Below are 23,651 nucleotides of genomic sequence, written 5' to 3'. Positions count from 1 at the left end.
TCGCGCGTCCGCCTTGGAATAGACTGGCGCCGAACGTACATCACCGCCGGAGCCATCGGAGCGCCGGCCGCTGCGCCTACTTCGATACGCGCGCGCAGCACCGCACCCATCGAATAGGACGCACCATGACCACATTCCTCGAACTCGGCGTCGACCAGGACATGGTCGACTCTCTGACGGATCAGGGCATCATCGACGCCTTCCCGATCCAGGAGCAGACGATCCCCCTCGCCTTGTCGGGTCAGGACATCATCGGCCAGGCGAAGACCGGCACCGGGAAGACCTTCGGCTTCGGATTGCCGCTCCTGCAGCGCGTCGGGGCCGACCCCGTCGACGGGGTGCAGGCGCTCGTCGTCGTACCGACTCGTGAGCTCGCCGTCCAGGTGTACGAGGATCTGGAGCTCGCCGCCAAGAACCGGGCCGCGACCGTGGTTCCGATCTACGGCGGCAAGGCGTACGAGGGCCAGATCGAGCAGCTCAAGGCGGGTGCTCAGGTCGTCGTCGGTACCCCCGGCCGTCTCCTCGACCTCGCGAACCAGCGGCTGCTCGATCTGAGCAAGGTCCGCGAGATGGTGCTCGACGAGGCCGACAAGATGCTCGACCTCGGCTTCCTCGCCGATATCGAGAAGCTGTTCTCCCTCACGCCGCCAGTGCGCCACACGATGCTCTTCTCCGCGACGATGCCGGGAACGATCGTGACGCTCGCGCGTCGCTTCATGTCGAACCCGATCCACATCCGAGCGACCGACCCCGACGAGGGCGCGGCGCAGGCGAACATCGAGCACATCGTCTATCGCGCGCACTCCCTCGACAAGGACGAGGTGATCGGGCGCATCCTGCAGGCCGAGGGCCGTGGAAAGACCGTCGTCTTCATGCGCACGAAGCGCGCTGCGGCGAAGCTGCAGGAAGAGCTCGTCGATCGCGGTTTCTCCGCTGTGTCGGTGCACGGCGACCTGAACCAGGAGCAGCGCGAACGAGCCATGGCGACGTTCAAGGCCGGCAAGAAGGACATCCTCATCGCGACCGACGTCGCCGCCCGCGGCATCGACGTCGACGACGTCACCCACGTGATCAACCACACGGTTCCCGATGACGAGAAGACCTACCTGCACCGCGTGGGGCGAACGGGCCGAGCCGGACGCACCGGCATCGCCGTGACGTTCGTCGACTGGGACGACATGCACAAGTGGGCGCTGATCAACAAGGCGCTCGAATTCGGGATTCCCGAACCCCTCGAGACGTACTCCTCGTCGCCGCACCTGTTCGCCGACCTCAAGATCGCGGAGGGCACCAAGGGCCGACTCAAGGCGACCCCGGTGAAGGATCGCGCCCCTCGCGAGCGCTCCGAGTCGCGCGGCGGCCGTACGGGTGGCGCCGATCGCGCAAGCAGTTCGGGAGCGAGCGGTTCAGGAGCGAGCGGTTCGGGAGCGAGCGGTTCGAGAGCGAGCGGTGAAGGCGCCGGAGACGGCGCCCGCAAGCGCACTCGTCGACGCACGCGCAGCGCGAATCCCCTCGGGCAGGGCCGCCACGAAGCGCACGGACACGAGCAGCACGGCCACGACGCCGAGGGCGGCGGCGAGCCCGGCGCCCCGCTGACCCCGGCCGACGCGCTGGCAGCATCGGGCGAGACCGCGCCGCAGAAGCGCCGCCGCCGTCGCCGTCGTGGCGGCTCGGGCTCTGGTGAGAGCACAGCTTCGGTGACGACTGCGGACGCGACCGACGCCGAGGCGAAGCCCGGCGACGACGCCCCCGTGCAGGCGGGCGTCTCGGCCGAGTAACCCCGCCGGGCTGCGGGAGGGCTTTCGAGCTTCGCCCGCTGCCCGCGCGAGCGACCTCGATGCGGTCGGTGACCACCGGTCGCCGCCCGCATCGCGCCCGCGAAGCGCTACCGCGGTACGGCGAGCCCCTCGCGCAGACGGGCCACCGTATCGAGCTCCGTCACCTGCTGTCCGAGGAGGTTCGGTTTCCCGGCTCCGTGGTAATCGCTCGAGCCCGTCGCGACGAGGCCGAGCTTCGATGCAGCTGCGATGATGGGCGGGAGCCAGTCCTCGCGGTGCTCGGGGTGCCGCAGCTCGACTCCGAACAGACCGGCGTTCGCCAGATCCGCGAGCTCGCGCGGCGCGACCGGAGTGCGCTGCCGGAACGCTGCGGGATGCGCGAGCACCGCCCCACCGCCCGCCGCCCGCACCATGCGTATCGCATCGATGGTCTCGATGGCGTCCGTGCCGAGGTAGTAGGGCGAACGCGGGTGCAGCAGCTCGGAGAACACGGTGCTGCGATCCGGGAAGTAGCCAGCGGCCACGAGGGCGTCTGCGATGTGGGGGCGTCCCACCGTGCGCGCGTCCTCCTCCCCCATCACGGCTTCCCAGGTGATGGCGTAGTCGGCTGAGACGAGGCGCACCATCTCCCGCGCCCGAGTCAACCGGGAGCGGCGCACCTGCGCGAGCGCGTCGAACAGTTCGCCGGCGAGCGGAGCGATGCCGTAGCCGAGGAGGTGTCGTGACTTGCCGTTGTGCTTGGTCGTGATCTCGATGCCGGGGAGAAAGTCGATTCCGGCCGCCTCCGCGGCATCGCGCGCCTCGTCCCAGCCGTCGATCGTGTCGTGGTCCGTGAGGGCGAACCCCGCGAGCCCGAGGTCGGCGGCTTCCCGGGCGATCTCGCCCGGCCTGGTCGTGCCGTCGGAGAAGACCGAGTGCGTGTGCAGATCGAAGCCGGCCTGCGCCACCACGGATTCCGTCATCCTGTCATCTTACGGCTCGGCCGGAGGATGAGAGGATGGACGCATGACCGACAGCGCGCAGTCCACTCACGAGGTGGAGATCGACAACAGCAACCGGAGCACCACGCCGCAGAGCGACGCGTTCGTGGAGTACCTCTCGACGCAATGGGCCGATCGCCCGGAGACCCTCCCGGAGGCTTGGCCGGTGGCCGTCCACGCGGCAGCGCGGCGGCGGGCGTTCTCAGCGCACTTCCCCGGTGAGCGCGTCGTCGTCGCCGCCGGCGCCATGAAGCAGCGCTCGAACGACACCTTCTACCAGTACCGTGCGCACAGTGCGTTCGCGCACCTCACCGGCTGGGGCTCGGCGAGCGAGCCGGGCGCCGTGCTCGTGTTCGAACCGCGCGACGGCGGGCACGACGCCACGGTGTACTTCCGTGAGCGAGCGGGACGCGACAGCGACGAGTTCTTCGCGAATCCCGAGATCGGCGAGTTCTGGATCGGCCCGCGACCGTCATTGGAACAGGTCGCAGCCGCTCTCGGCGTGACCACCGCACCGCTCGACGCCTTCCTGGCGGGGCGCGATGACCGCACGCTGGACGACCACGAGGTGGCCCGTGTCGCCTCCGAGCTGCGCCTGGTCAAAGACGCGTACGAACTGGCGCAGATGCAGTCCGCCGTCGACGCGACCGCGCAGGGCTTCGACGACGTGCTCGCCGCACTGCCGAGGGCGAGCGCGCATCCGCGGGGCGAGCGCGTCGTCGAAGGCGTGTTCAACCAGCGAGCCCGCCTCGAGGGCAACACGGTCGGATACGAGACGATCGCGGCCTCCGGCCCTCACGCGTGCACGCTCCACTGGATTCAGAACGACGGCGCCGTGCGCGAGGGCGACCTGCTGCTGCTCGATGCCGGCGTCGAGCTCGACAGTCTGTACACCGCCGACATCACGCGCACGGTTCCGATCTCGGGAGCCTTCACCGACGTGCAGCGCCGCGTGTACGATGCGGTGCTCGAGGCTGCCGATGCTGCGCGCGCCATCGTACGGCCCGGTATCCGATTCCGAGATGTGCACGCCGCCGCGATGGAGGTCGTCGAGCGCCGCACCCGCGAGTGGGGATTCCTTCCCGAGGAGGACGGCACTGCCTACTACCGCCGGTACATGGTGCACGGAACGAGCCATCACCTCGGCATGGATGTGCACGACTGCGCGCAGGCCCGCCGCGACATGTACATGGACGGCATTCTGGAGCCCGGCATGGTCTTCACGATCGAGCCGGGGCTCTACTTCCAGCCCGACGATCTCACCGTGCCCGAGGAGTACCGCGGTATCGGCGTGCGCATCGAGGACGACATCGTCGTCACCGAGAGCGGCTGCATCAACCTCTCCGCTGGGATTCCCCGCACGGCGCGGGAGGTCGAAGTCTGGGTGCAGGGATACCGCGGATCGGGCAGCTAGACTCTGTGCCCATGGCTTCCGGTTCGGCGCACTCGGGCGATGCGCGGCGCACCCTCACTCGCTCCGCAGGCGCGACGATGACCGCGGCGCTGCTGCTGGGCACGACCGCCCTCGCCCCGTTCTCGATGACGGCGGCGTTCGCCGACGCCGGGGCGCCCGGCTCGGCCGCCCAGGAGCACGGGCAGTCGCTCGATTCGACAGTCGGGGTGAGCGAGACCCCGGCCGTCGGCGTGGACGTACCGGTGTCGGAGACCGCGCCGGCAGCTCAGGAGAAGCGCGGAACGGCCGAGAAGGCCGAGCGATCGGCGCTGTTCACCCTGGAGCAGTTCCTCTTCAGCGGAGTGATCAACTGGGGCGGGTACCGCTTCACCTTCTACAGCCAGAAGGTGCTCCCGGGGTCGGGTCTCGCGATTCCCGGTCGTCACGTCAACGAGGGCGGATACGTGAGCGACGCCGACGGCTACATCGTGCTCGCCGGCGACGCCCCCAAGGGGACCGTGTTCGAAACGCCGTTCGGGTACCAGGGCAAGATCTACGACCGCGGTACGGTCGGCAACCATCTGGACGTCTACATCGAGTGATGCCGCACCCCCCGACACCGCGCACGAACCACGGCGTCCTGGTGCGTTACAGCATGTCGCCATCCACGTAGACCCAGCGGTGATCCGGACCGGATCGGCGGAACCGGCTGCGTTCCCGCAGTTCGATCCGCCCCTCGGGCCCGCGCGCGACCGCCGTGTACGTCACCAGACCGGTGTCGTCGAAGGGTCCGCCGCCCGTCGTGTGCTCGACGAACAGCCGTTGCCAGACCGTATCGTCATCGAGATCCAGCGACGCCGGTCGGGTCGACGGGTCCCACGTCGTGAGCAGGTACTGCGCGTCTCCGACCGCGAAGGCGCTGTATCGCGAACGCATCAGCCGTTCCGCGGTCGGCACGCGGTCGCCCGCGAGCAGCGGTGCGCAGCATTCGGCGAAGTCGACCCCTCGGCCGCACGGGCAGGGCTGCGCCGTCACCCGCCGAGCCCGCCCCGCAGCGCCCGCTCGAGCGTGTCCAGCCGTACGCCGCCGAGCGCGAGGGCGTCGCGGTGGAAGGCGCGGATGTCGAAGGTCTCACCAGCGGTCGACGCGCGAGCGGCGGCTTCGTCGCGCAGGCGCTCCCAGATCCGTTGCCCCACCTTGTACGACGGCGCCTGACCGGCCCATCCGAGGTAGCGCAGCACTTCGAAGCGCACGAAACCGTCGTTCATGTTCACGTTGTCGGCGAGGAACCCGAAGGCGTACTCGCCATCCCATGTGCCCCCATCCGGGCGCCGCTTGCCGAGATGCACCCCGATGTCGAGCACGACACGCGCCGCACGCATGCGCTGACCGTCCAGCATGCCGAGGCGATCCGCGGGGTCATCGAGGTAGCCCAGCTGCTCCATGAGCCGCTCGGCGTACAGCGCCCATCCCTCGGCGTGCCCGGAGGTACCGGCGAGTTGGCGGCGCCACTCGTTGAGGGAGCCGCGATTGACGACCGCCTGGCCGATCTGCAGATGATGGCCGGGTACGCCCTCGTGGTACACCGTCGTCAATTCGCGCCAGGTGTCGAATTCGGTGACCCCCACCGGCACAGACCACCACATGCGGCCCGGGCGCGAGAAATCGTCGCTCGGCCCCGTGTAGTAGATGCCGCCCTCCTGCGTGGGCGCGATGCGGCATTCGAGGGTGCGGATCTCGTCGGGAACCTCGAATTGCGTACCGGCGAGTTCGGCAACGGCGCGGTCGCTGGTCTCCTGCATCCACCGCTGCAGAGCGGCCGTTCCGTGGAGCTTGCGAGACGCGTCTCGATCCAGTTTCGCAATGGCTTCGGCAACGATGCCAGGCCTCGGCACCCCGCCGACGATCTCGGCGGCGGCTCGCTCCTGCTCGGAGACCATTCGAGCGAGTTCATCGAGACCCCACGCATACGTCTCATCGAGGTCGATCTTCGCCCCGAGGAACGCCTCCGAGGCGAGCTCGTACCGGTCACGACCGAATGCGTCGTTCTCGGGTGCGTGCGGTGCGACCTCCCGCTCGAGGAAGTCTGCGAGTTCCGCATACGCGCTCGCTGCGCCCGCCGCCGCCGCTGCGAGTTCGATCGCCGATTCCGCGGGCGTGGCCGACGACCCTGCGAGTCGGCCGAAGAAGCCGAGGTCCTCAGGAGTCCCCGCCGTGCGTCGTGCCTGCGCAGCGACCTCCTCGACCTGGCGAACCGCCGGCACGAGACCCTGACGCACGCCGTCCGCGAGCGCTTCGCGGTATCCCGCGAGCGCCGCTGGCACCTCGCGCAGGCGGCTGGCGACGTGCGACCAGTCGGCCTCGGACTCGGTCGGCATGAGATCGAAGACGTCTCGAATGTTCTGCGACGGCGACGCGATGACGTTGAGGTCGCGGAGGTGCTCGCCGGCGTCGTGCTGCGTCAGCGCCAACCGCAGCTCGGCCTCGAGGTCGGCGCGGGTCACGGCGTCGACGGCATCGGCAGGGGCGACGGCGACGAGTTCTGCCAGTGCGCGGCGCTGGTCGGCTGCCAGGGCGTCGTGCCCGGCCGGGGAGAGATCGGGCAGACCATCGCCCGGCCGGCCGATGTACGTGCCGACCGTCGGGTCGTGCTCGACGAGGATGTCGACCCACCCCTCGGCGATGCGGTCGATCGCGGTCTGCTCGCGTTGTTCAGTCATGCTTCTACGCTAGAGCGTCACCCTCCGCTTATTCCGTACGACGCGGCGGTCGGGCGCGAACCCGTCCGGCCCTCACGCTAGACTGGTTGCATTCGCCGCGCAGCCGCGCGCCCGCACGCTTGAGGAGTATTCGTGAAGATCCGCACCCGCATCGCCACCGCCGTGACTGTCGCGCTCGCTTCGGTCTTCTTCGCTGCTCCCGCGTTCGCGAGCGGCGGCGGCGACAGCACCGACTCGATGCTGTCGAGTGCCGGAGATCCCGTGAACATCGCGGGGATCGCAGCCGTTGGCATCGTCCTGCTGCTCATCGTGCTGGTCAGCTCGAAGCTCGTGGGCGATCTCTTCGAGAAGAAGTAAGCGGCGACCCAGCCGTAGTCGCCGAAGGGCGGCGGTCCTCAGCGGGATCGCCGCCCTTCGGCGTCTCAGCTTGCGCGACGCGCGACGTTCACGACCGCACGACGCGGATGCCGGACACCTCCGCGTCGACGGCTCCGCGCACGTACCCCGTCGGGGACGCGGCGACGGCGCGCAGGAACGCGACGGTCTCCGCCGTGACCTCCTCTCCCGGCAGCAGGTTCGGAATGCCGGGAGGGTAGGCGGCGAGGGTGTCCGCGGAGACGCGTCCGACTGCTGCAGCTGCAGCGACGACTTCGCTGTCGCCGAAATAGGCGTCTCTCGGCAGCGCGCGGAGCGCACCCGGGGCGGGAAGCTCGGGGAACGGCTCGGCGACCCCCATCGGGTCGGGATCCGCGAGCGCCGCGCCGGCGACCTCATCGAGAGCGATGAGCACGCGATCGACGTCTGGAGTGGTCAGCGCTCCGATCACCGCGACGATGCTCGTCGCGGTCGACATCTCGACGAAGATCCCGTGCTGCTCGCTCAGGCGCGCCCGAACCCAGTGCCCGCTCCGGCCGAGCGCGGAGACATCGATCGGCACGCGCAGTCGGTCCGTCGCGATGATGTCCGGGTAGGCTCCGAACCCGTCGCTGATGATGCCGAACCGGTGGTCGCCGCGCAGACGCTCGCGCATCTCGTCCGCGGCCGCGAGGGCGTCGCCGATTCGGGCTTCCCCGAGCACGAGCGCTCGTCTCGCCTCGTCGAGAGACCCCATGAGGATGCTGCTCATCGACGTGGATGCGGTCATGGAATACGCCCGCTCGACGAGCGATTCGAGCCGATCCGCGAACGGACCGTGGCCGAGATGGAGCATCGCCGACTGCGTGAGCGAACCGGCGAGCTTGTGGGTGCTCGAGACCACGAGATCGGCACCGAGACGGGCCGGCGACTCGGGAAGGCCGGGGTGGAACCCGAAGTGCGCGCCCCAGGCACCATCGACGATGAGTGCTGCGTCGTGGGCGTGGGCGACGTCCGCTAGCCCGGCCACATCGGCCGTGGAGCCGAAGTAGCTGGGTGACACCACGTAGACGCTCGAGACCCTGCGACCAGCCTCCGCTTCGCGCGTCAGGGCAGCGTCGAGTGCGGACGGAGTCAAGCCGTGCGCAATACCGTGGTGCGCGTCGATCCCGGGTTGCACGAACGCCGGGACGAGGCCGGAGAGCAGCACGCCATCGGTGAAACTCGAATGCATGCTGCGCTGCACGAGCACGCGATCTCCGAGTCCCCGTACGGCGATCGCCGCTGTACGGTTCGCCTGCGAGGCCCCGTTCGTCAGGAACCAGGTGCGACGCGCGCCCCACGCGCCCGCCGCCAGCTGCTGCGCCTGAGCGAGCGGGGAGTTCTCTCCGAGGTCGATCCCGTCCAGCATCAGCGGGATGTCGACGGCCGCTGCGCGTTCGCCCAGGAGTGCAAAGAGGTGTTCCGATCCCCGCTCCGCGCCCGTGCCGTGTCCCGGCACCATGAGCGACATCGGCCGCTCATCCGCGAACCGGCGCAACGCGTCCGCGTAGGGTGCAGTCCGCTGCACGTCGGGAATATCCCGCCCGCGATTCGTGGCGCCGAGCGCTGCAGCGGCGCCGCCCGACACGATCGCGCTCGGCGACTCGTTGCCCAGCGGAGAATGACGGGGGTCGACTCGCGAATCCTGATCCAGCATTCCTCCAGACTGGCCGCTCGCGTCCGCGGCGAGAAACCCGCATTCGACTCCCGGGAGTCATAGACTGTATGGATCGAGGCCGGGCACGACACCCGGTGCGTTCCAGAGGATTCGAGGTGCCGGGTGATCGATTTCCGTCAACTGCAAGCGCTCAGCGCGGTCGCATCGGAGGGTTCGGTGGCGCGTGCCGCCAAACGGCTCGGATGGAGTCAGCCCACCGTCGACTATCACCTGCGCAACCTCGACCGGCTCGTCGGCACCGACCTCACGACGCGGAGCACGCGGGGCAGCAAGCTCACGACGGCCGGCCACCTCATGCTCGAGCGCGGGGACGAGATGCTGAGTCTGGCAGACCGCGCACTCACCGACGTGCGCGACCTCGCGCAGCTCGGGAAGATCCGCCTGCGCTTCGGTACGTTTCCCACTGCCGCGTCTCGGCTGCTGCCCGGCATCGCATCTCGCGTCGCCGAGCTCGGCATCGAGCTCGACGCAACGCTCGAGGAGCTGGCACCGCTCATCACACGGGTGAACCAGCACACACTCGATGCGGCGCTCGTCTATGCGGCGGGCGGATACCGGCTGCCGTTCAGGGCGGAAGTGCACACCACGCACCTGTTCACCGACCCCATGCTGCTCGCACTGCCGGCGTCGCATCCCGCGTCCGACCGATCATCGTTCGACCGCCGCAGCCTGCTCGCGCTCTCGGGCGACAGCTGGGTCATGGGCTCCACGCCGGGCGACACGCTCGACGACCTGGTGCGCGAGGTGTTCGAGTCGGAGGGGATCCAGATGAACGTCGCAATCCGCACCGATGACTACTCGGTGGTGCTCGGCCTCATCGCTGCTGGCATGGCGGTCGCCCTCGTTCCCAGCCTCGTGAGCTTCAACCCGCCGGAGGGCGTCGTACTGCGGCCGATCGACGACCCGATGTTCGCGCGCGAGCTCCTGCTCGCCGCGCCGGCCGGGCCCGGCGGCCCCTCAGCGGCCGTGCGTCAACTCGCTGAGGCGGTTCGCCGATCGATCAGCGCGCTCGGGTGAACCGACGCGCGGCGGCCGCCGGAGCTCTCGCTCCGCACGACCGCCGCACGCTCCTCCCCGGGGACGGGTGGCTTGCCGCCGCCTCAGTGCCCGACGTGCGCCGGAGCGTCGTCTTCGACCGGTTTGTTGATGAAGAACGACAGCGCGACCGGCACGAGTGCGATGCACGCTGCCGTGAAGAACGCCACGTTCGCCCCCGGCGCTCCCGCATCTGCGACTGAGAGGCCCTGGGCTTCGCCCGTGTGCAGCGCGCTCGAGTAGATCGAGATCAGTACGGCGGTGCCCGCGGCGCCGCCGACCTGCTGGAGCGTGTTCAGCACCGCAGAGCCGTGAGAGTAGAGCGACCGGTCCAGGGAGCCGAGCGACGCTGAGAACAGCGGCGTGAACGACCCGGCGAGTCCGAGCGACATCGCGATCTGCACGAGCATGAGGAACCACATCGGAGTGTGGGTGCCGACGGTCGAGTACACGAACATCGCTCCCGCAATCAGAATGGTGCCGGGAATCAGCAGGGTACGCGGGCCGCGGGCGTCGTAGACCCGGCCCATGATCGGGCCGAGCACTCCCATGAGCACGGATCCCGGCAGCAGCACGAGGCCGGCGGCGGTCGGGTCGAGCCCTGCGACGTTCTGCAGATACAGCGGCAGCAGCGAGAAGGTGCCGAACATCGCCAGCGAGATGATCGCCATGATGACGACCGCGATGACGTAGTTGCGCGACGCGAACACGCGCAGGTCGAGCAGCGCGTCGTTCTTCTTCTGCAGCATCAGCTGACGCCACACGAAGATCGCCAGGAAGAGCACGCCGATCCCGATGACCAGCGCAGGCGGCAGCCCGCCCGTCGCGCCATGGCCACCGAGTTGACTGAGGCCGAACACGATCCCTCCGAATGCTAGCGCGGAGAGCACGATGGAGAGCACGTCGATCGGCGCGTGCATCGTTTCGCCGAGGTTCGTCATCCACTTCGCTCCCAGCAGCAGCGCGACGACCGCGATCGGCAGGATGATGCCGAAGAGCCACCGCCAGCCGAGGGTGTCGAGCACGACGCCCGACAGGGTCGGGCCGAGCGCGGGCGCGAGGCTGATGACGAGGCCGACGCGCCCCATCATGCGTCCGCGCGAGCGTGCCGGAACGACGTTCATGACCGTGGTCATGAGGAGCGGCATCATGATGCCGGTACCGGCTGCCTGCACCACTCGACCGGCGAGCAACGCGGGGAATCCGGGCGCTACGAGGCAGATCGCCGTGCCGAGCACGAACGTTCCGATGGCCGCGAGGAAGACCTGACGGGTGGTGAAGCGCTGGAGCAGGAACCCGGTCGTGGGAATCACGACAGCCATCGTGAGCATGAAGGCGCTGGTCAGCCACTGGCCGAGCTCGGGCGGAATGCCCAGCGTCTGATTGAGTTCGGGAATGGCGATCGCCATCGTCGTCTCGTTGAGAATGGCGACGAATGCGGCGACGAGCAGCAGCCAGATCACCCGCATGCCTGCGGGATCGATCGGCTCATCGGCGGATTTCGGCAGCCGAATGGATGCGGTATCGGATGTCAAGAGTGAAGACTCCTCGAGAAGACGGACGCTGCCCCGGGCCAGGAGCTCGCGCAGCTCCTCGTAGGCAGACCTCACAGTCTAACGAAGATCTCCCCCGATCCATTCCCGGTTCGAGCAGTGTTTTCCCGTTCCGCTGAGCACGCCTGACCCGTGGCGAGCGCGGCCGGCAGGTCTACGCCGTGAACGGATCACTCAGTCGCGCGAGGAATTCACGCGTCTCCGGCCGCTGCGGGTGCTCGAAGATCTGCTCGGGCGTGCCCGATTCGATGATCACGCCGTCCTTGAGATACACGACCCGGTCGGCCACTCGACGCGCGAACGACATCTCGTGCGTCGCCATCACGATGGTGGAGCCGGCGGCCTTCAACTCGCTGACGAGGTCGAGCACCTCTCCCACGAGCTGCGGATCGAGCGCGCTCGTGATCTCGTCGAGCAGCAGCAGCTCGGGGTTCGTCGCGATCGCGCGCACGATCGCGACGCGCTGCTGCTGGCCGCCGGAGAGCCGGTCCGGGTACTCCCCTGCCTTGTCTCCGAGCCCGATGCGCGCGAGCAGCTCGAGGCCGCGCCGCTCGGCTTCGGCTCGCGACGTGCCGAAGACTTTGCGCATGGCGAGGACGACGTTCGCGAGCACCGTCATGTGCGGGAAGAGGTTGTAGTGCTGGAAGACGACGCCGATTCTGGCGCGCACCGCGTCGACGTCCGCCCGTGGGTCCGTGATGTCGTCGCCGGCGAGCACGATGCGTCCGTCGTCGACCTGCTCCAGCAGGTTGACGGTCTTCAGCAGGGTCGATTTCCCGGAACCGGACGCTCCGATCAGCACCACCGCCTCGTGCTGATGCACGGTGAGGTCGATGCCCCGCAGCACGTGCTGATCACCGAAGCGCTTGTGCACGCCCTGCACCTCGAGCACGGCACGGTTCCCGCGATCCTGCGCGCTCATACGACTCCCCCGATCTGCTCGCGCCGCTGCGCCCGAGCGGTCAGCCAGTCCGTCAACCGGATGAAGGGCAGCGAGAGCAACACGAAGAGCAGGCCGGCGAGCACGTAGGGCGTGAAGTTGTAACTCGACGCGACCTCGATCTGAGCGGCGCGGATCGCATCGACTGCGCCGAGCACCGAGATCAGGCCGACATCCTTCTGCATCGACACGAAGTCATTCATGAGCGCGGGGGTCACCTTGCGCACCGCCTGCGGCATCACGACGAGCCGGAGCGTCTTCGCGTGGCTGAGCCCGAGCGAACGCGCTGCGAGCCGCTGCGACGGGTGCACGGCGTCGATCCCGGCGCGCAGCACTTCCGAGACGTAGGCCGAGTAGCAGAGGATCAGCGCGACCGTGCCCCAGAACTGCGCAGGGAGGCGCCCCGTGAGTTCGAGACCCGGGATGCCGAACCCGACGAGGTAGAGCACGAGCAGTACCGGGATGCCTCGGAACAGGTCCGTGTACCCGGCCGCGACCAGGCGCAGCGGCGTGAAGACCGGCCCCTTGAGCGTCCGGGCGATGGCGAGCAGGGTGCCGAGAATCGCGACCCCGATCGCGGCGACGAAGAGCACCTGGATGTTGAGCCAGAGGCCCTTGATGACGCGAGGGAACGCCTCGACCGCGATAGCCGGGTCGAAGAACGTCTCCCGCACCGCGTCCCAGCCCGGGCTGTTGACGAGCACCAGAGCGAAGACGCCCGCGAACACCAGGGTGCTCGCGATGCTGACCAGGACCGACCGGCGCTTCCGGGCGTGCCGGTACCCGCGCCGCTCGAGCTCGATGGCGCTAGGGACGAATTCCGGTTCGGAGCGTTGCGTCTTCGCGGGAAGAGGGGCGTGGGTCACGTCGGGGCTACTTCAGGACCGGTGCGCCCTGATCGGCGATCCACTCGGCGGCGAGATCGTCGAGCGTGCCGTTCTCACGAAGGGTGTCGACCGCGGCGGAGACGTCTTCGGTCATCGACGAGTCCTTCGGCAGCACGAACGCGAATTCGTCGCCTCCCTCGGCCGAGTCGAGCTGACCCACGATCACTCCATCGTCGAGCTGGGCGTCGCGCACGTAGAAGGCGCCGGGCAGATCCGTGACGAGGGCGTCGATGGTGCCGTTCTGCAACGCGGCGACCGCGTCGTCGACACTGTTGAAGACCTGCAGATCTTCATTCGGCGCGATCACGTCTTCGGCGACGGTGAGCGAGGTCGTACCCGACGCGACGCCCAACCGGGCATCCTTCAGGTCGGCTACGCTCGTTGCCTTCGCCGCGTCGGTGCCGCCGGCGGCGACGACCGCCTGCGTCGTCTCGTAGTACGGAGTCGAGAAGTCGACCGCGCGCGCGCGCTCCTCGCTCACCGAGAACTGCTGGATGTTGAGGTCGAAGTCCTTCGGCCCCGGGGCGATCGCGGCGTCGAAGCTGGTGCGCACCCATTCCACGTCGTCCTTCGCGAAGCCCAGCTCCTCAGCGACGGCGTAGGCGACTGCAGCCTCGAAACCGTCACCGCTCTCCGGTGCGTCGTCGATGACCCACGGGGCGTAGGCCGGTTCGCCGGTCGCAATGGTGAGCTTGCCCTCGGAGACCGGGGCGGCTCCGGCGTCGTCGCCAGCGCCGCTCCCGCCGCTCGTGCACGCCGAGAGCGCGAAGACCGCTGCGGCACCAATGGCGACCGCCGCGGCAAGACGAGATGAACGGGACATGAGACTCCTTGGCTTCGAGGCGAGGGCGCAGGGTCGTGCACCGTCGAACGACGTTCATTATATGAGACATTGCGAGTGCCGATTCGCCGCACGTCATCGGGCGACATCCGCGTGCTGCGAGCGGATGGCTCGATGTCAGCGCCGGAACTTCTCGACGCCGCCGACCACCGTGCGCCGGGCACGACCGGCTCCAGCCTCGACGAGCTCTGCCAGAGACGCATCCGGATCGTGCACCGGCAGATCGAAGAACGCGAGATCGGCCATCGCGCCGACTCCGAGTTGACCGATCCGCCGCTTGCCGACGTGCAATCCCAGCGCTGTCGCTCCGCCGAGCGTCGCGGCCCCCAGAAGACGCTGGTGCAGGTCGTCGCCGCGGTATCCCTGGTCCCGCGCGACGCGATAGAGCTTGGCCACATCTGCGAGCAGGTCGAGCGAGGGAGACGATGACAGCGAGTCCGTGCCCACCGCGATCGCGTTGCCCTCCCGGAGGTAGGCGGCGACAGGAGGCATGTCGAGCCCGATGACCTCATTCGATCGAGGGCAGAGCGCGACGCTCGTGCCGCGGGCGCGGAGCAGGGCGCGATCCTCAGCGCTCACGTAGACGCCGTGAGCGATATGGCAATCCGGTCCGAGCACCCCCAGGTGATCGACGAACTGCGTCGACGAGACGCCGATTCCGTGCGAGCGGAGCGCGCGGAAACTGTCGGCGCCGAGCTCCGGCCAGGCTCCGTGGCCCCCCGGGCCGGCTCCGACGTAGCCGTCGATGCCGTCGAACTCGCGCTCCATGTGCGCTTCCGCAAGGTGGATGTGCAGGCGCAGCCCCTCTTCCCGCACGATGTCGGGGAGCTCGAGCAGCGGCTGGACCTCGAGGGAGTAGGGAGCATGCGGAGATACGCCGGCGCCGGGCGGCGTCGGGATCTGCCGGATCTGCTCGCGCACCGCCGCCTTCGCCTCCGGGGTCCAGTCGGTATTGCTGGCGCCGTACACCTCCCAGTAGGCGATGCCGTGCATCCCGGCATCGTGCAGCGCGCTGAGCGCCTCCCGATCGGTCACCACGTCCGCCGCCGCGGTGACGCCGGCCTCCAGCGACAGCTGCGTGCCCTCGGCGGCGGCGGCCTTCCAGTCGTGGGACTCGCGTGCGTAGACCGCGTCGAACGCGTCGCCCCAGTGATCGAACCCGGTGTAGTTGCGCGCTGCGACCTCGCGCATGCCGGTGTACTGCAAGTGCGTGTGCGCGTTGACGAGTCCGGGCACGAGCACCCCGTCCCAGTGCTCCTCGCGGAACTCCGCGCCGCGTTCGCCGAGCACGTCGAGCACCCACCGGCGGTCGCCGACGTGCAGAATGTGCTCGCCCTGCACCGCGACCGCGCCGTCGACGATGCGCGGGCTGGTGACGGGGAACACGAGTGCGGCGCTGTAGACGACGACGGGGGCTTCGGGGTTCACTCGCAAGAGTCTAGGGCTTCGGCGCCTCAGCGCTCGCCGCGCCCGGCTCCGGGCCCCGTGCGCGGTACCGGTGCACGGTCCAGGGCTGGGCGGCTCCCCCTGCACGCGTCGTTCCGGGCGACGGGTCGACCTCGCCCTGCAGCGCCGCGAGAGCTGCAGCGGCGACACGACGCTCGTCGGTCTCGGAGAGGCGGTGCACTCCCGGCTCCTGGGGGGTCTCGATCAGCCTGGCCAGCGCTGCGAGCTGCGTGGCGAATGAGAGATCCATCACTTCAATGGGGTTGCCCTCCCCCGCCGTGTAGTTGATGCCGCCGCCGCCGGCGAGCACAAGCACCGTCGGGGCGCCGGGGGCTGCCGGAGCGGTCCATGCCGTTGCGCTCGGCGCGATGAGTCGCTCACGCCAGCCGGCATCGCGCATCTCGTCGAGCGCGATCTCGTCATCGATACCGCCGGCGACCGCGACCACCGCGCCGTCGCGCAGCGTCGAGATCGCTGCCGCATCCAGGGTGTGCCAGACGCCCGTCGCACTCACCACGACGTCGGCCTCGGGAAGCGCGGTCGCGCGCGTCGCCGCTTCGTAGCCGTCGTGCAGGGCGGCGAGCGCGCGCACCGGATCCCGCTCCACGACGACGACGTCGGCTCCCAGCGCAGCGGCGAATCGGGCGACCCCCTGGCCTACGGGACCATAACCGAGCACGGCCCAGCGGGTTCCGGCGATTCCCCCGTACGGACGCCGATCGCGGGCGTCGTCGAGCACGTCCGCGATCGCGAACACGCACGATTGCCCGGTGCCCACCAGATTGTCGAAACCTGTCTTCGTGCGGGCGTCGTTGACGGCGATCACCGGAATGCGCAAGTCGCCGAGCGCCTCCATCTCATGCACGGGACGCACGCCGCTCGTGGTCTCTTCCGCCGCGCCTCGCAGCCGCGCCAGAGCCGCCGTGCGCTCGCTGTGCGCGAGACGGATGAGATGGGCACCGTCGTCGATCAGGAACTCCGGCCCCCAGTCGAGGATCCCGGCCGCGTGCTCGGCGTCCAACGATTCCGCGGATTGCTCCCGGTCGGCGGTGCGGGGTGCGAATACCGAGATGCGCTCGTCGCGGGCGAGCTCCTCCGCAACGGTCGGATCCGTCTCTGAGACCGCGCTGAACACCGCCACGGCGCAGCCGGCGTCGGCCAGCACTCTGGCGAAGGCCGCGGTTTTCGGTTCGAGCACGAGGCTCACAGCGACGCGCACGCCCGCGTGCGATCCACCGGCGACGAGGTGCTCCGCAAGCCGGGCGGTGGTCGGCATTCCCGCCGCGGCCCAGGCGATGCGAGACGCCGCGCTTCCGCCCCTCGGTGATCGCACCGAACCGTCCAAGCCCACGACGAGTGTCGGCAACCCGGCTCCCGGCTGGGGCACCGTGCCGAGAGCACTGCGGAGAGCACTGTCGAGGTCGCCCGTGACGCTCTCGACGAAGCTGAACTCCACCTCGTCACCGATGGGCCGCAGCCGGGCTCCCATCGCGCGCAGCGCCGTCACGAGGGCGGTCCGAACCGGACCTGGATCGAGGTCGACGGACGCCGTCGACGCCGCGATGAGGCGGTTTCCGGATCGCGCGGCCAGCCGGATCGCGCGTTCGACCGCCAGAGTCACCTTGGATGCGTTCGGCAGATCGTCGGGTGTCATCGCGTTGCTCCTCCGTCTTCCGCGGTGCCGGCATCGTCGTCGCTCTCCCGCCATGCCGCGCACGCGGCATCGGCGTCGGCCGGCAGGTCGAGCGCCGCACGGGCCTCCGACGCGGCGGCCCCGATGTCGTCCACGCCCTCCCAGCGGTAATCGACCGCCTGCGCGGCCGGGAGCGCGGCGACGCGTTTCGCCTGCGCCTGATCCGCCGCAAGCGTTTCCGCGACCGCGGCCACCGGATCGCGCGCCGCGTCGGGCCAGGTCCGCTCCTCTGAGGTGAGCGACGTCGCCGCGGTGCCGCTCCGCTTCGCCACTTCCGTCATCGATGCGGCGAAGGCGGCGGTGCTGGCCGATTCTCCGCGCGCTTCGGCGAGCCTGAGCCGGTCGAGCTCGACGTCGGCCTCGTCCCAGGCCTCGTTCACCGGGCATACGGCCTCGAGGTAGACGGTGGCGGCGCGCGTCGGGGTGAGGGTTTCCGGCTCTGGCGGCGGCTCCGGAGCGCACCCGCTCACTCCGAGCACGAGCGCGGCGAGGCCGAGCAGGGTCAGGGAACGGCGGGCGGTACGCATCCTCTGAGAATACCGGCGCCCCCTCCAGGTTCCGCCCGTTGCGGGATAGGGTGGCGGCATGGCCAGATATCTGAATGAAGCGCAGGCGGCTGCCGACGGATTCACCATCACGCACGAGCCCGAGCGCAGTCGCTACGCGATCACAGCGAGCGGACCAGACGGCGGGCGCGTCGTCGGCGAAGCCCACTACACCCTGCGGGGCGACGACGTCATCGATTTCGACCACACCGTCGTGGTCCCTGAGCTGCGCGGGACGGGCCTCTCCGGTCTCCTGGCGAACCGCGCCGTCACGGGTGAGGCGGTCGGCCAGCGCCGGGTGGAGGCGTCCTGCTCGTTCATCGACGGCTACCTGCAGCGCCACCCCGAGCTGCTCGGGACGTCAGAGGAGTCGTAGCTGGAGCCTCTGCGCTCCTCTTCGCGTCTCTGCGCGTCTCAGCGTGAGCGGCGCAGAGGAGGCACGAATCCTGCGACGATACGCTGCGATTCCGCGGCTCCGGCCCCACAGCCGCAACACGCACGGCAGTGCGTGTCTCGGTGCGGCGGTCAGAATGGGTGCCACCCAACGTCAGGACTGCTGCGCGCGGCGACGCGGCCCGGGCCCGGTGGCCCGGTCTCCGCGAACCTCACCCGGCTCGGTGGCCGGTCCACATGGGTGCGGCCCGTCGGACTCGTCCAGAGCAGATCCCCGCCACCCTTCTGCCGCACCTTCCACTCCGTGTGGTGCTTGAGCACGTGATGCCCCCGACACAAGTGCGCGAGATTCACCGTCGAGGTCGCACCGCCGCGAGCGGCATCGATGGTGTGGTCGAGATCGCACCGCGAGAGCGGCACGCGGCACCCCGGGAACCGGCAGTGCTGATCCCGGGCCGCGAGCAGGCGCCGCATCTGCTCGCTCGGACGATACCGGTCGACCTGCAGCACCGCCCCCGACTCCGCATCGACCACGACCCGCTCCCACAGCGCAGTCGCTGCGGCGATGCTCCGCGCGGCACTCACCGCGATCGGGCCCGCCCCGGAAAGCTCCGCCACCGGAACCAGGCCCCCATCAGCACGACCCATGCCAGCGCGACCCATGTCAGCGCGTCCCCCGGCAGCACTGCGCTCGGCGGTGACACCACCCGCCTCGGGCTCCAGGGCGGTGACCGGGACGACCACCTGCACCCGGGCACGCACCGCCTCATCCCTCGAGCATGCCACCGCGCTCGGCTCGGCACCGAGCAGCAGCTCTGTGAACACATCCGCCCGGATCTCATCCCGTGCACGCCGCGCCCCAGAACCCTCTACCCCGCCCGCGGCGCTTCCGTCACCCGCGGCATTTTCATCACCAGCGGCGGTTTCGTCGCCCGCAGCGCTTCCGTCACCCGCAGCGGTTTCGGCGCGTTCGACCTCGCGCGCGATCCGCGTCAACCGGTCGTGAATCGCGTACGCCTCCACTGTGGGCAGATACGCCCACAAATCCGACATCCCGTCCTCGCGCTCCTGCACCACCACCCGACGCCTTCGCACCTCTTCACGGTGCCGCTCATCGAGAGACTCCACAGCGTACTGCTCGGCGATCCTGCGCGCGATCGGCCGCAAACGGTTCACGGACTCTTGGCGCGCGAACGAGAGCACCTCGCGCTGATACGCCTCCCGCCGGGCCACGCACTCCGGAGACGACCCCGCCCCGATGCGCTGCCCCGCGTCGACGATGACCCGGGCGTGCGCGGCCGAGATCTCCCCCACCGAGAGCACCTCGTGCGTGATCGCGAACCTCGTGCGCAACGACCACGCCGCATCCAACTGGGACTCCGCGACACGCTCGCTCGCGCCCAGCACCGTTGCGAGCTCTGCCCGCAGCGACCGGTACGCGAGCTCCCGCTCACCCGACCCGGCATCGGCAGTCGCCATCTGGACCGCGGCCGAGAGCAGATCGGTGCGGATGGCGTCGAGCCCGCGCTGCCGGTACTCCAACTGCTCGATCAAGTTCACGACCTGATCGAGGGTGAGCGAATCGGGAACCTCCTCCGGCACCGGCACCCGAGCCAGCAGAGCCTCCGACGCAGAAGCCTCCGACGTAGGCGCCTGCTCCGGCGCACGCACCTGCGCCGGCTCAGGCGCCGGGCCGGATCCGAACGAGAAGGAGACCATGCCCCCAGTCAACTCGCACCCACCGACATTCATGACCCGAACGAGCCGAGCCGACGCAGCCATCAGAGAACCGGCATTGGTGCGAGGATCCGAGGTCGGAGTCAGGACTCCGGCGCGTCCCGGTCCTTGTCCTTGCGCTTGAACTTGCGCACCTTGGCCGGCGCCTCGGTGCGCTGCTGCACCAGAGCAGTCAGGTCCTTCTCGATGAGCTGCTGGATCCGCGCCTCGCGCTCCTCGCGGTACTCGTCGTTGTTGCCGCCGCTGTAGTACGGGTGCTCGGCCCGATCGGCGAGCGAGGTGCCGATCTCATCCCAGGCCATCTCGCGTGCGCGCTCAGCAGCAGCGGTCAGGTACGCGTCATCTGCGGCGCGATTGCGCAGCTCTTCGGCGACCTTCTCGTAGACTTCCTGGCGGTGGCGCAGCGTACGGTTGTCATCGTTGCCGTAATCGGATTCGCTCCACGAGCTCCGGCCCGTGTCGCGGATCTCTCCGCGCATCCGAGAGATGTGCTTCGCGTCGCGCTCCCGCTCCTCGGCGAGATCGATCGTCGTCTCGCGGACCATGTCGATGATCTGATCAGCGTCGTAGTCGACATGCCGTTTCAGCGCATTCATGATGATCGCGTTCTTCACCGTCATGCGCACCGCGACGTCGGCGACGAGCAGTCCCTGCTCCGTGATCTCCTCGACCGGCGCGAGCACGCGTCGAGGCAGTCGCCGTGGTGGGCGCGCTGATCCCCGCTTGCGCTTCTTCAGCCAGCCGAACACCGCACTCCTCTCGGGCCCTGACGGGCACCCCACCATTATCGCCTATGACGGGGCTTCGCACCGATCTGGCTTCTCCCCAGCGCGTGGTGAACCACTCTCGCTGGCTCATCGGGCGACCTGAGCAGCGCCTGGGCACTTCCGCGCTCGGATCGTGCGACACTGAAGACGACCCCGAGGGCAGGGGTGCGGACGAGGGAGCAGTACCCGCATAACGACGACTGCCAGAAAGACCGAACTCATGTCACTGGCATGGATACTGCTGATTCTGAGTGGAATGCTCGAAGCCGTGTGGGCGACCGCACTCGACGCTTCGAGAGGATTCCGCCGCTTCTGGCCGACCGCGCTGTTCGTGGTGAGCTACGTCGCCAGCATGGCGGGCCTGGCCTACGGCATGCTCGAGATCCCGGTCGGCACCGCGTACGCGGTGTGGGTGGGAATCGGCGCGGTACTCACCGCGGCCTGGGCGATGCTCACCGGCGCCGACCGGGCGAGCCTCATCCGCGTGGTGCTGCTCGCCGGGCTCATCGCCTGCGTCGTCGGCCTGAAGGCGGTGAGCTGAGATGGTACGCGCGATCCGCACCGCTTCACGTCGCGAGGCCCCTGCGCGCGCCCCGAAGGTCGCTCGACGAGCGCACTGGATCGTGCTGCTGGCGAGCGCGATCCTCGAATCCGTCTGGGCGCTCGCACTGCACGATTCCCGCGGGTTCACCGAGGTCGTACCGACGATCGTGTTCTTCGTCGCCAACCCGCTGAGCATGGTCGGCTTGGGCTACGCGATGCGCGGCATCCCCGTGAGTACCGCCTACGCCATCTGGACGGGGCTCGGGGCGGCGCTCACCGTCGGCGCGTCCCTGCTGCTCGGCACCGAGGCGCCCTCCGTGCTCAAGCTGGTGTTCCTCGCCGGGATCATCGGGTGCGTCATCGGGCTCAAGTTCGTGAAGGATCCGGCGTAGCCTCGAGCGACACCCAGACCGCTGCCGCCGCGGATGGTCCCAGACTCACGGAACCACCCGCGGCCGTAGCGTCGTCGCCGACGCGCACCGTGACCGTCTCGGAGTAGGGCTCGCCCGGCAGCACGTGCAGCACCGCATCGACGACGACGCCCCGAGCTGCGAAGAACTGCAGCATGCCGTTGTCGGCGTCGGAGATGCGCTCGACGCGCGCACGACTCGGCGCGGGGGCCGCAAGCAACTGCATCGCGTCGGGCCGATGCACGGCACCGGTCGCGCTCGGTATCGGATCACCGTGGGGGTCGCGCGTCGGATACCCGAGCACGCGATCCATGCGATCGATGAACTCGTCGGAAACGGCGTGCTCGAGGCGGTCGGCTTCGTCGTGCACCTCGTCCCACTCGTATTCGAGGTGACGCACGAGAAACGTCTCGAGGAGGCGATGCCGCCGAATCATCGCGACGGCATGGCCTCGACCGAGATCGGTGAGCGTGACGGTGCCGTAGCGGACGTGGCCGATGAGTTCGAGGTCTGAGAGCTTGCGAAGGGCATCGGAGACGGTGGAGAGCCGCACTCCAGCGGACTCGGCGATCGCGGAGTTCGACACGGGGGCGTCGGACCACTCCTGCAGCCCCCAGATCACCTTGAGGTAATTCTGCACGCTCGGAGACAGATCATCGACACTCACCAGCCCAGGATAACCGCCCGCACCTCGTTGCCAGCGCTCGCCGCGGAGCGTGCAGGTGTCTCGTGGGCCTCCGACCCCGCGGTGAGCACCTGCCGAATCGATTTGGCGCGTGTCCGGCGCGAACCATACGCTGGACGTGCACGAGACACCAGCAACCGGAGCGATGCACCGCACCCGAGACCGAGGCCAGATGAAACCCCGCCGCATCACCATCAAGGACGTCGCGAGAGAAGCCGGCGTATCGGTGGCGACCGCCTCCGAGGCGTTGAACGGCAAGGGCCGCGTCGCGGCAGCGACGAGGCAGAACGTCATCGATGTCGCTGAGCGTGTGGGATACACCGCCAACCGGCTCGCCAAGAACCTCAATGCGGGTCGCACGGGTTCCCTCGTGCTCGCGGTGTCGCCCCAGCCGCTCACGGAGGAGGGCTCCGGTCTCCAGCCGGAATGGGACATCGAGTACTACTTCCGAGTGCTGAACGGTGCGAGCCTGCAGGCCTTCCAGCGTGGCTTCCTGCTGTCGATGCTCCCCACGCAGACCTCGTCCCGGGATTTCCTCTCTGCGGCGGACGGCCTCATCGTGGTCGACCCGAGCGATGACGATCCGCTCATCGCCGAGGCGGTGCGCAGCGGCCTGCCCTGCGTGACCGTCGGCCGCAACTCGGGCGATCTCAGTTGGGTCGACAACGATTTCTTCACCGGCACGACATCGGCGCTCGCGCATATCGGCAACGACCGGCCGGCCCGGGTCGCGCTCTTTCTCAGCGAGACCGCTTCTTCATACGTGCGCGATGAGCTCTCCTCGTACCTCGACTGGTGCAGCGCCACCGGCGCCGCACCCATCATCTTGCGCTCCCCCGGCCCGCGCGTCGACGAGGCGGAGCCGGTGATCCACGCGGCGCTCGCTCGCACCGACCGCGAGTTCGACGCCGTGCTGACCACGCTCGACACCCTCGCGCACGCGACGGAGCGGGCGGCGCTGGCGCTCGACCTCGATGTGCCGGGCGATCTGCAGATCGTCAGCCTCGCCGACAGCCGGTATCTCGACTACGGGCTGCAGAAGTCGATCACCGCGCTCGATCTGCATCCCGTGCAGCTCGGAGAGATCGCGGTCGAACTGCTCATCGGCGCACTCGATGGTCACGGCGAGCGGCGCCGCGAGGTCGTGCCGATCTCCCTGAATGTGCGGGAATCGACCCTCGCCGACTGACACGGGCGACGCGGGTGCGGCGCGTGCGGCGCCAGCACCCGC

The 23,651-nt window shown here is 69.2% G+C and carries 23 protein-coding genes; 9 read left to right on the top strand and 14 right to left on the bottom strand.

Annotation, left to right across the window (positions count from 1 at the left end):
• Window positions 1–125: 125 nt before the first annotated feature.
• On the top strand, window positions 126–1,778 hold the full coding sequence (locus WFH23_RS03230) for a DEAD/DEAH box helicase (RefSeq protein ID WP_336661552.1): 1,653 nt from the start codon (window positions 126–128) through the stop codon (window positions 1,776–1,778).
• Between the two features lie 107 nt (window positions 1,779–1,885).
• On the opposite strand, the gene WFH23_RS03225 is transcribed toward WFH23_RS03230, so the two are convergent.
• Window positions 1,886–2,740 (bottom strand): PHP domain-containing protein, encoded by an 855-nt coding sequence (locus WFH23_RS03225; RefSeq protein ID WP_336661551.1) that lies wholly within the window; start codon window positions 2,738–2,740, stop codon window positions 1,886–1,888.
• A 43-nt stretch (window positions 2,741–2,783) separates the two neighbouring features.
• Here WFH23_RS03225 and WFH23_RS03220 point away from each other — a divergent pair, with 43 nt between their 5' ends.
• Together WFH23_RS03220 and WFH23_RS03215 are read left to right on the top strand one after the other, a co-directional pair.
• Window positions 2,784–4,172: an aminopeptidase P family protein gene (locus WFH23_RS03220; protein WP_336661550.1), complete on the top strand. Its 1,389-nt coding sequence runs from the start codon at window positions 2,784–2,786 to the stop codon at window positions 4,170–4,172.
• Window positions 4,173–4,183: 11 nt separating this feature from the next.
• The gene (locus WFH23_RS03215) at window positions 4,184–4,753 is read left to right on the top strand and encodes a hypothetical protein (protein ID WP_200329345.1); all 570 of its coding nucleotides are present in this window, start codon (window positions 4,184–4,186) and stop codon (window positions 4,751–4,753) included.
• Between the two features lie 46 nt (window positions 4,754–4,799).
• Here WFH23_RS03215 and WFH23_RS03210 read toward each other — a convergent pair whose 3' ends face one another.
• Together WFH23_RS03210 and WFH23_RS03205 are read right to left on the bottom strand one after the other, a co-directional pair.
• Entirely contained in the window at window positions 4,800–5,186 is a 387-nt protein-coding gene (locus WFH23_RS03210) for a YchJ family metal-binding protein (protein ID WP_141653217.1), read from the bottom strand.
• Window positions 5,183–6,871, bottom strand: coding sequence for a DUF885 domain-containing protein (locus WFH23_RS03205; protein ID WP_336661549.1), 1,689 nt, complete (start codon window positions 6,869–6,871; stop codon window positions 5,183–5,185). The genes WFH23_RS03210 and WFH23_RS03205 overlap by 4 nt, the downstream gene beginning before the upstream one ends.
• 132 nt (window positions 6,872–7,003) lie before the next feature.
• Here WFH23_RS03205 and WFH23_RS03200 point away from each other — a divergent pair, with 132 nt between their 5' ends.
• Window positions 7,004–7,228, top strand: coding sequence for a hypothetical protein (locus WFH23_RS03200; RefSeq protein ID WP_090148117.1), 225 nt, complete (start codon window positions 7,004–7,006; stop codon window positions 7,226–7,228).
• Window positions 7,229–7,316: 88 nt separating this feature from the next.
• Here WFH23_RS03200 and WFH23_RS03195 read toward each other — a convergent pair whose 3' ends face one another.
• Window positions 7,317–8,924: an aminotransferase class I/II-fold pyridoxal phosphate-dependent enzyme gene (locus tag WFH23_RS03195; RefSeq protein WP_336661548.1), complete on the bottom strand. Its 1,608-nt coding sequence runs from the start codon at window positions 8,922–8,924 to the stop codon at window positions 7,317–7,319.
• A 123-nt stretch (window positions 8,925–9,047) separates the two neighbouring features.
• Here WFH23_RS03195 and WFH23_RS03190 point away from each other — a divergent pair, with 123 nt between their 5' ends.
• A complete protein-coding gene (locus WFH23_RS03190; RefSeq protein ID WP_090148111.1) occupies window positions 9,048–9,962 on the top strand; it encodes a LysR substrate-binding domain-containing protein in 915 nt (304 codons plus the stop codon).
• A gap of 83 nt (window positions 9,963–10,045) precedes the next feature.
• Here the strand turns inward: WFH23_RS03190 and WFH23_RS03185 are convergent, their stop codons facing one another.
• From WFH23_RS03185 to WFH23_RS03155, 7 genes are all read right to left on the bottom strand, one after another.
• A complete protein-coding gene (locus WFH23_RS03185; protein ID WP_336661547.1) occupies window positions 10,046–11,515 on the bottom strand; it encodes an MDR family MFS transporter in 1,470 nt (489 codons plus the stop codon).
• A 172-nt stretch (window positions 11,516–11,687) separates the two neighbouring features.
• Window positions 11,688–12,455, bottom strand: coding sequence for an amino acid ABC transporter ATP-binding protein (locus WFH23_RS03180; protein ID WP_090148109.1), 768 nt, complete (start codon window positions 12,453–12,455; stop codon window positions 11,688–11,690).
• Window positions 12,452–13,339, bottom strand: a complete 888-nt coding sequence (locus tag WFH23_RS03175) for an ABC transporter permease subunit (protein ID WP_090148106.1) — start codon at window positions 13,337–13,339, stop codon at window positions 12,452–12,454. The genes WFH23_RS03180 and WFH23_RS03175 overlap by 4 nt, the downstream gene beginning before the upstream one ends.
• Window positions 13,340–13,346: 7 nt before the next feature.
• On the bottom strand, window positions 13,347–14,183 hold the full coding sequence (locus tag WFH23_RS03170; protein WP_336661546.1) for an ABC transporter substrate-binding protein: 837 nt from the start codon (window positions 14,181–14,183) through the stop codon (window positions 13,347–13,349).
• 135 nt (window positions 14,184–14,318) lie between these two features.
• Window positions 14,319–15,629 (bottom strand): amidohydrolase family protein, encoded by a 1,311-nt coding sequence (locus WFH23_RS03165; protein ID WP_090148101.1) that lies wholly within the window; start codon window positions 15,627–15,629, stop codon window positions 14,319–14,321.
• Between the two features lie 10 nt (window positions 15,630–15,639).
• Window positions 15,640–17,301, bottom strand: a complete 1,662-nt coding sequence (locus tag WFH23_RS03160; protein WP_336661545.1) for an adenosylhomocysteinase — start codon at window positions 17,299–17,301, stop codon at window positions 15,640–15,642.
• A complete protein-coding gene (locus WFH23_RS03155; protein ID WP_336661544.1) occupies window positions 17,298–17,867 on the bottom strand; it encodes a hypothetical protein in 570 nt (189 codons plus the stop codon). The genes WFH23_RS03160 and WFH23_RS03155 overlap by 4 nt, the downstream gene beginning before the upstream one ends.
• A gap of 58 nt (window positions 17,868–17,925) precedes the next feature.
• Here WFH23_RS03155 and WFH23_RS03150 point away from each other — a divergent pair, with 58 nt between their 5' ends.
• Window positions 17,926–18,261, top strand: coding sequence for a GNAT family N-acetyltransferase (locus WFH23_RS03150; RefSeq protein ID WP_200329361.1), 336 nt, complete (start codon window positions 17,926–17,928; stop codon window positions 18,259–18,261).
• A 149-nt stretch (window positions 18,262–18,410) separates the two neighbouring features.
• On the opposite strand, the gene WFH23_RS03145 is transcribed toward WFH23_RS03150, so the two are convergent.
• Together WFH23_RS03145 and WFH23_RS03140 are read right to left on the bottom strand one after the other, a co-directional pair.
• Window positions 18,411–19,997, bottom strand: coding sequence for an HNH endonuclease signature motif containing protein (locus tag WFH23_RS03145; protein ID WP_336661543.1), 1,587 nt, complete (start codon window positions 19,995–19,997; stop codon window positions 18,411–18,413).
• A gap of 101 nt (window positions 19,998–20,098) precedes the next feature.
• Window positions 20,099–20,764: an asparagine synthase gene (locus tag WFH23_RS03140; RefSeq protein ID WP_336661542.1), complete on the bottom strand. Its 666-nt coding sequence runs from the start codon at window positions 20,762–20,764 to the stop codon at window positions 20,099–20,101.
• Between the two features lie 238 nt (window positions 20,765–21,002).
• On the opposite strand from WFH23_RS03140, the gene WFH23_RS03135 reads away from it, so the two are divergent.
• Complete coding sequence (locus WFH23_RS03135; protein WP_090148089.1) at window positions 21,003–21,323, top strand: DMT family transporter; 321 nt, start codon at window positions 21,003–21,005, stop codon at window positions 21,321–21,323.
• Window position 21,324: 1 nt separating this feature from the next.
• On the top strand, window positions 21,325–21,717 hold the full coding sequence (locus tag WFH23_RS03130) for a DMT family transporter (protein WP_090148087.1): 393 nt from the start codon (window positions 21,325–21,327) through the stop codon (window positions 21,715–21,717).
• On the opposite strand, the gene WFH23_RS03125 is transcribed toward WFH23_RS03130, so the two are convergent.
• Window positions 21,692–22,402, bottom strand: a complete 711-nt coding sequence (locus tag WFH23_RS03125) for an iron dependent repressor, metal binding and dimerization domain protein (RefSeq protein WP_200329369.1) — start codon at window positions 22,400–22,402, stop codon at window positions 21,692–21,694. The genes WFH23_RS03130 and WFH23_RS03125 overlap by 26 nt on opposite strands.
• A gap of 109 nt (window positions 22,403–22,511) precedes the next feature.
• On the opposite strand from WFH23_RS03125, the gene WFH23_RS03120 reads away from it, so the two are divergent.
• Complete coding sequence (locus WFH23_RS03120; RefSeq protein ID WP_336661541.1) at window positions 22,512–23,609, top strand: LacI family DNA-binding transcriptional regulator; 1,098 nt, start codon at window positions 22,512–22,514, stop codon at window positions 23,607–23,609.
• Window positions 23,610–23,651 lie beyond the last annotated feature (42 nt).

The organism is Leucobacter sp. USHLN154 (assembly GCF_037145595.1).
GTDB classification, from domain to species: Bacteria; Actinomycetota; Actinomycetes; order Actinomycetales; family Microbacteriaceae; genus Leucobacter; species Leucobacter alluvii.
The sequence above is the reverse complement of the archived record's forward strand: the minus strand, read 5'-3'. Positions and strand labels throughout refer to the sequence as shown.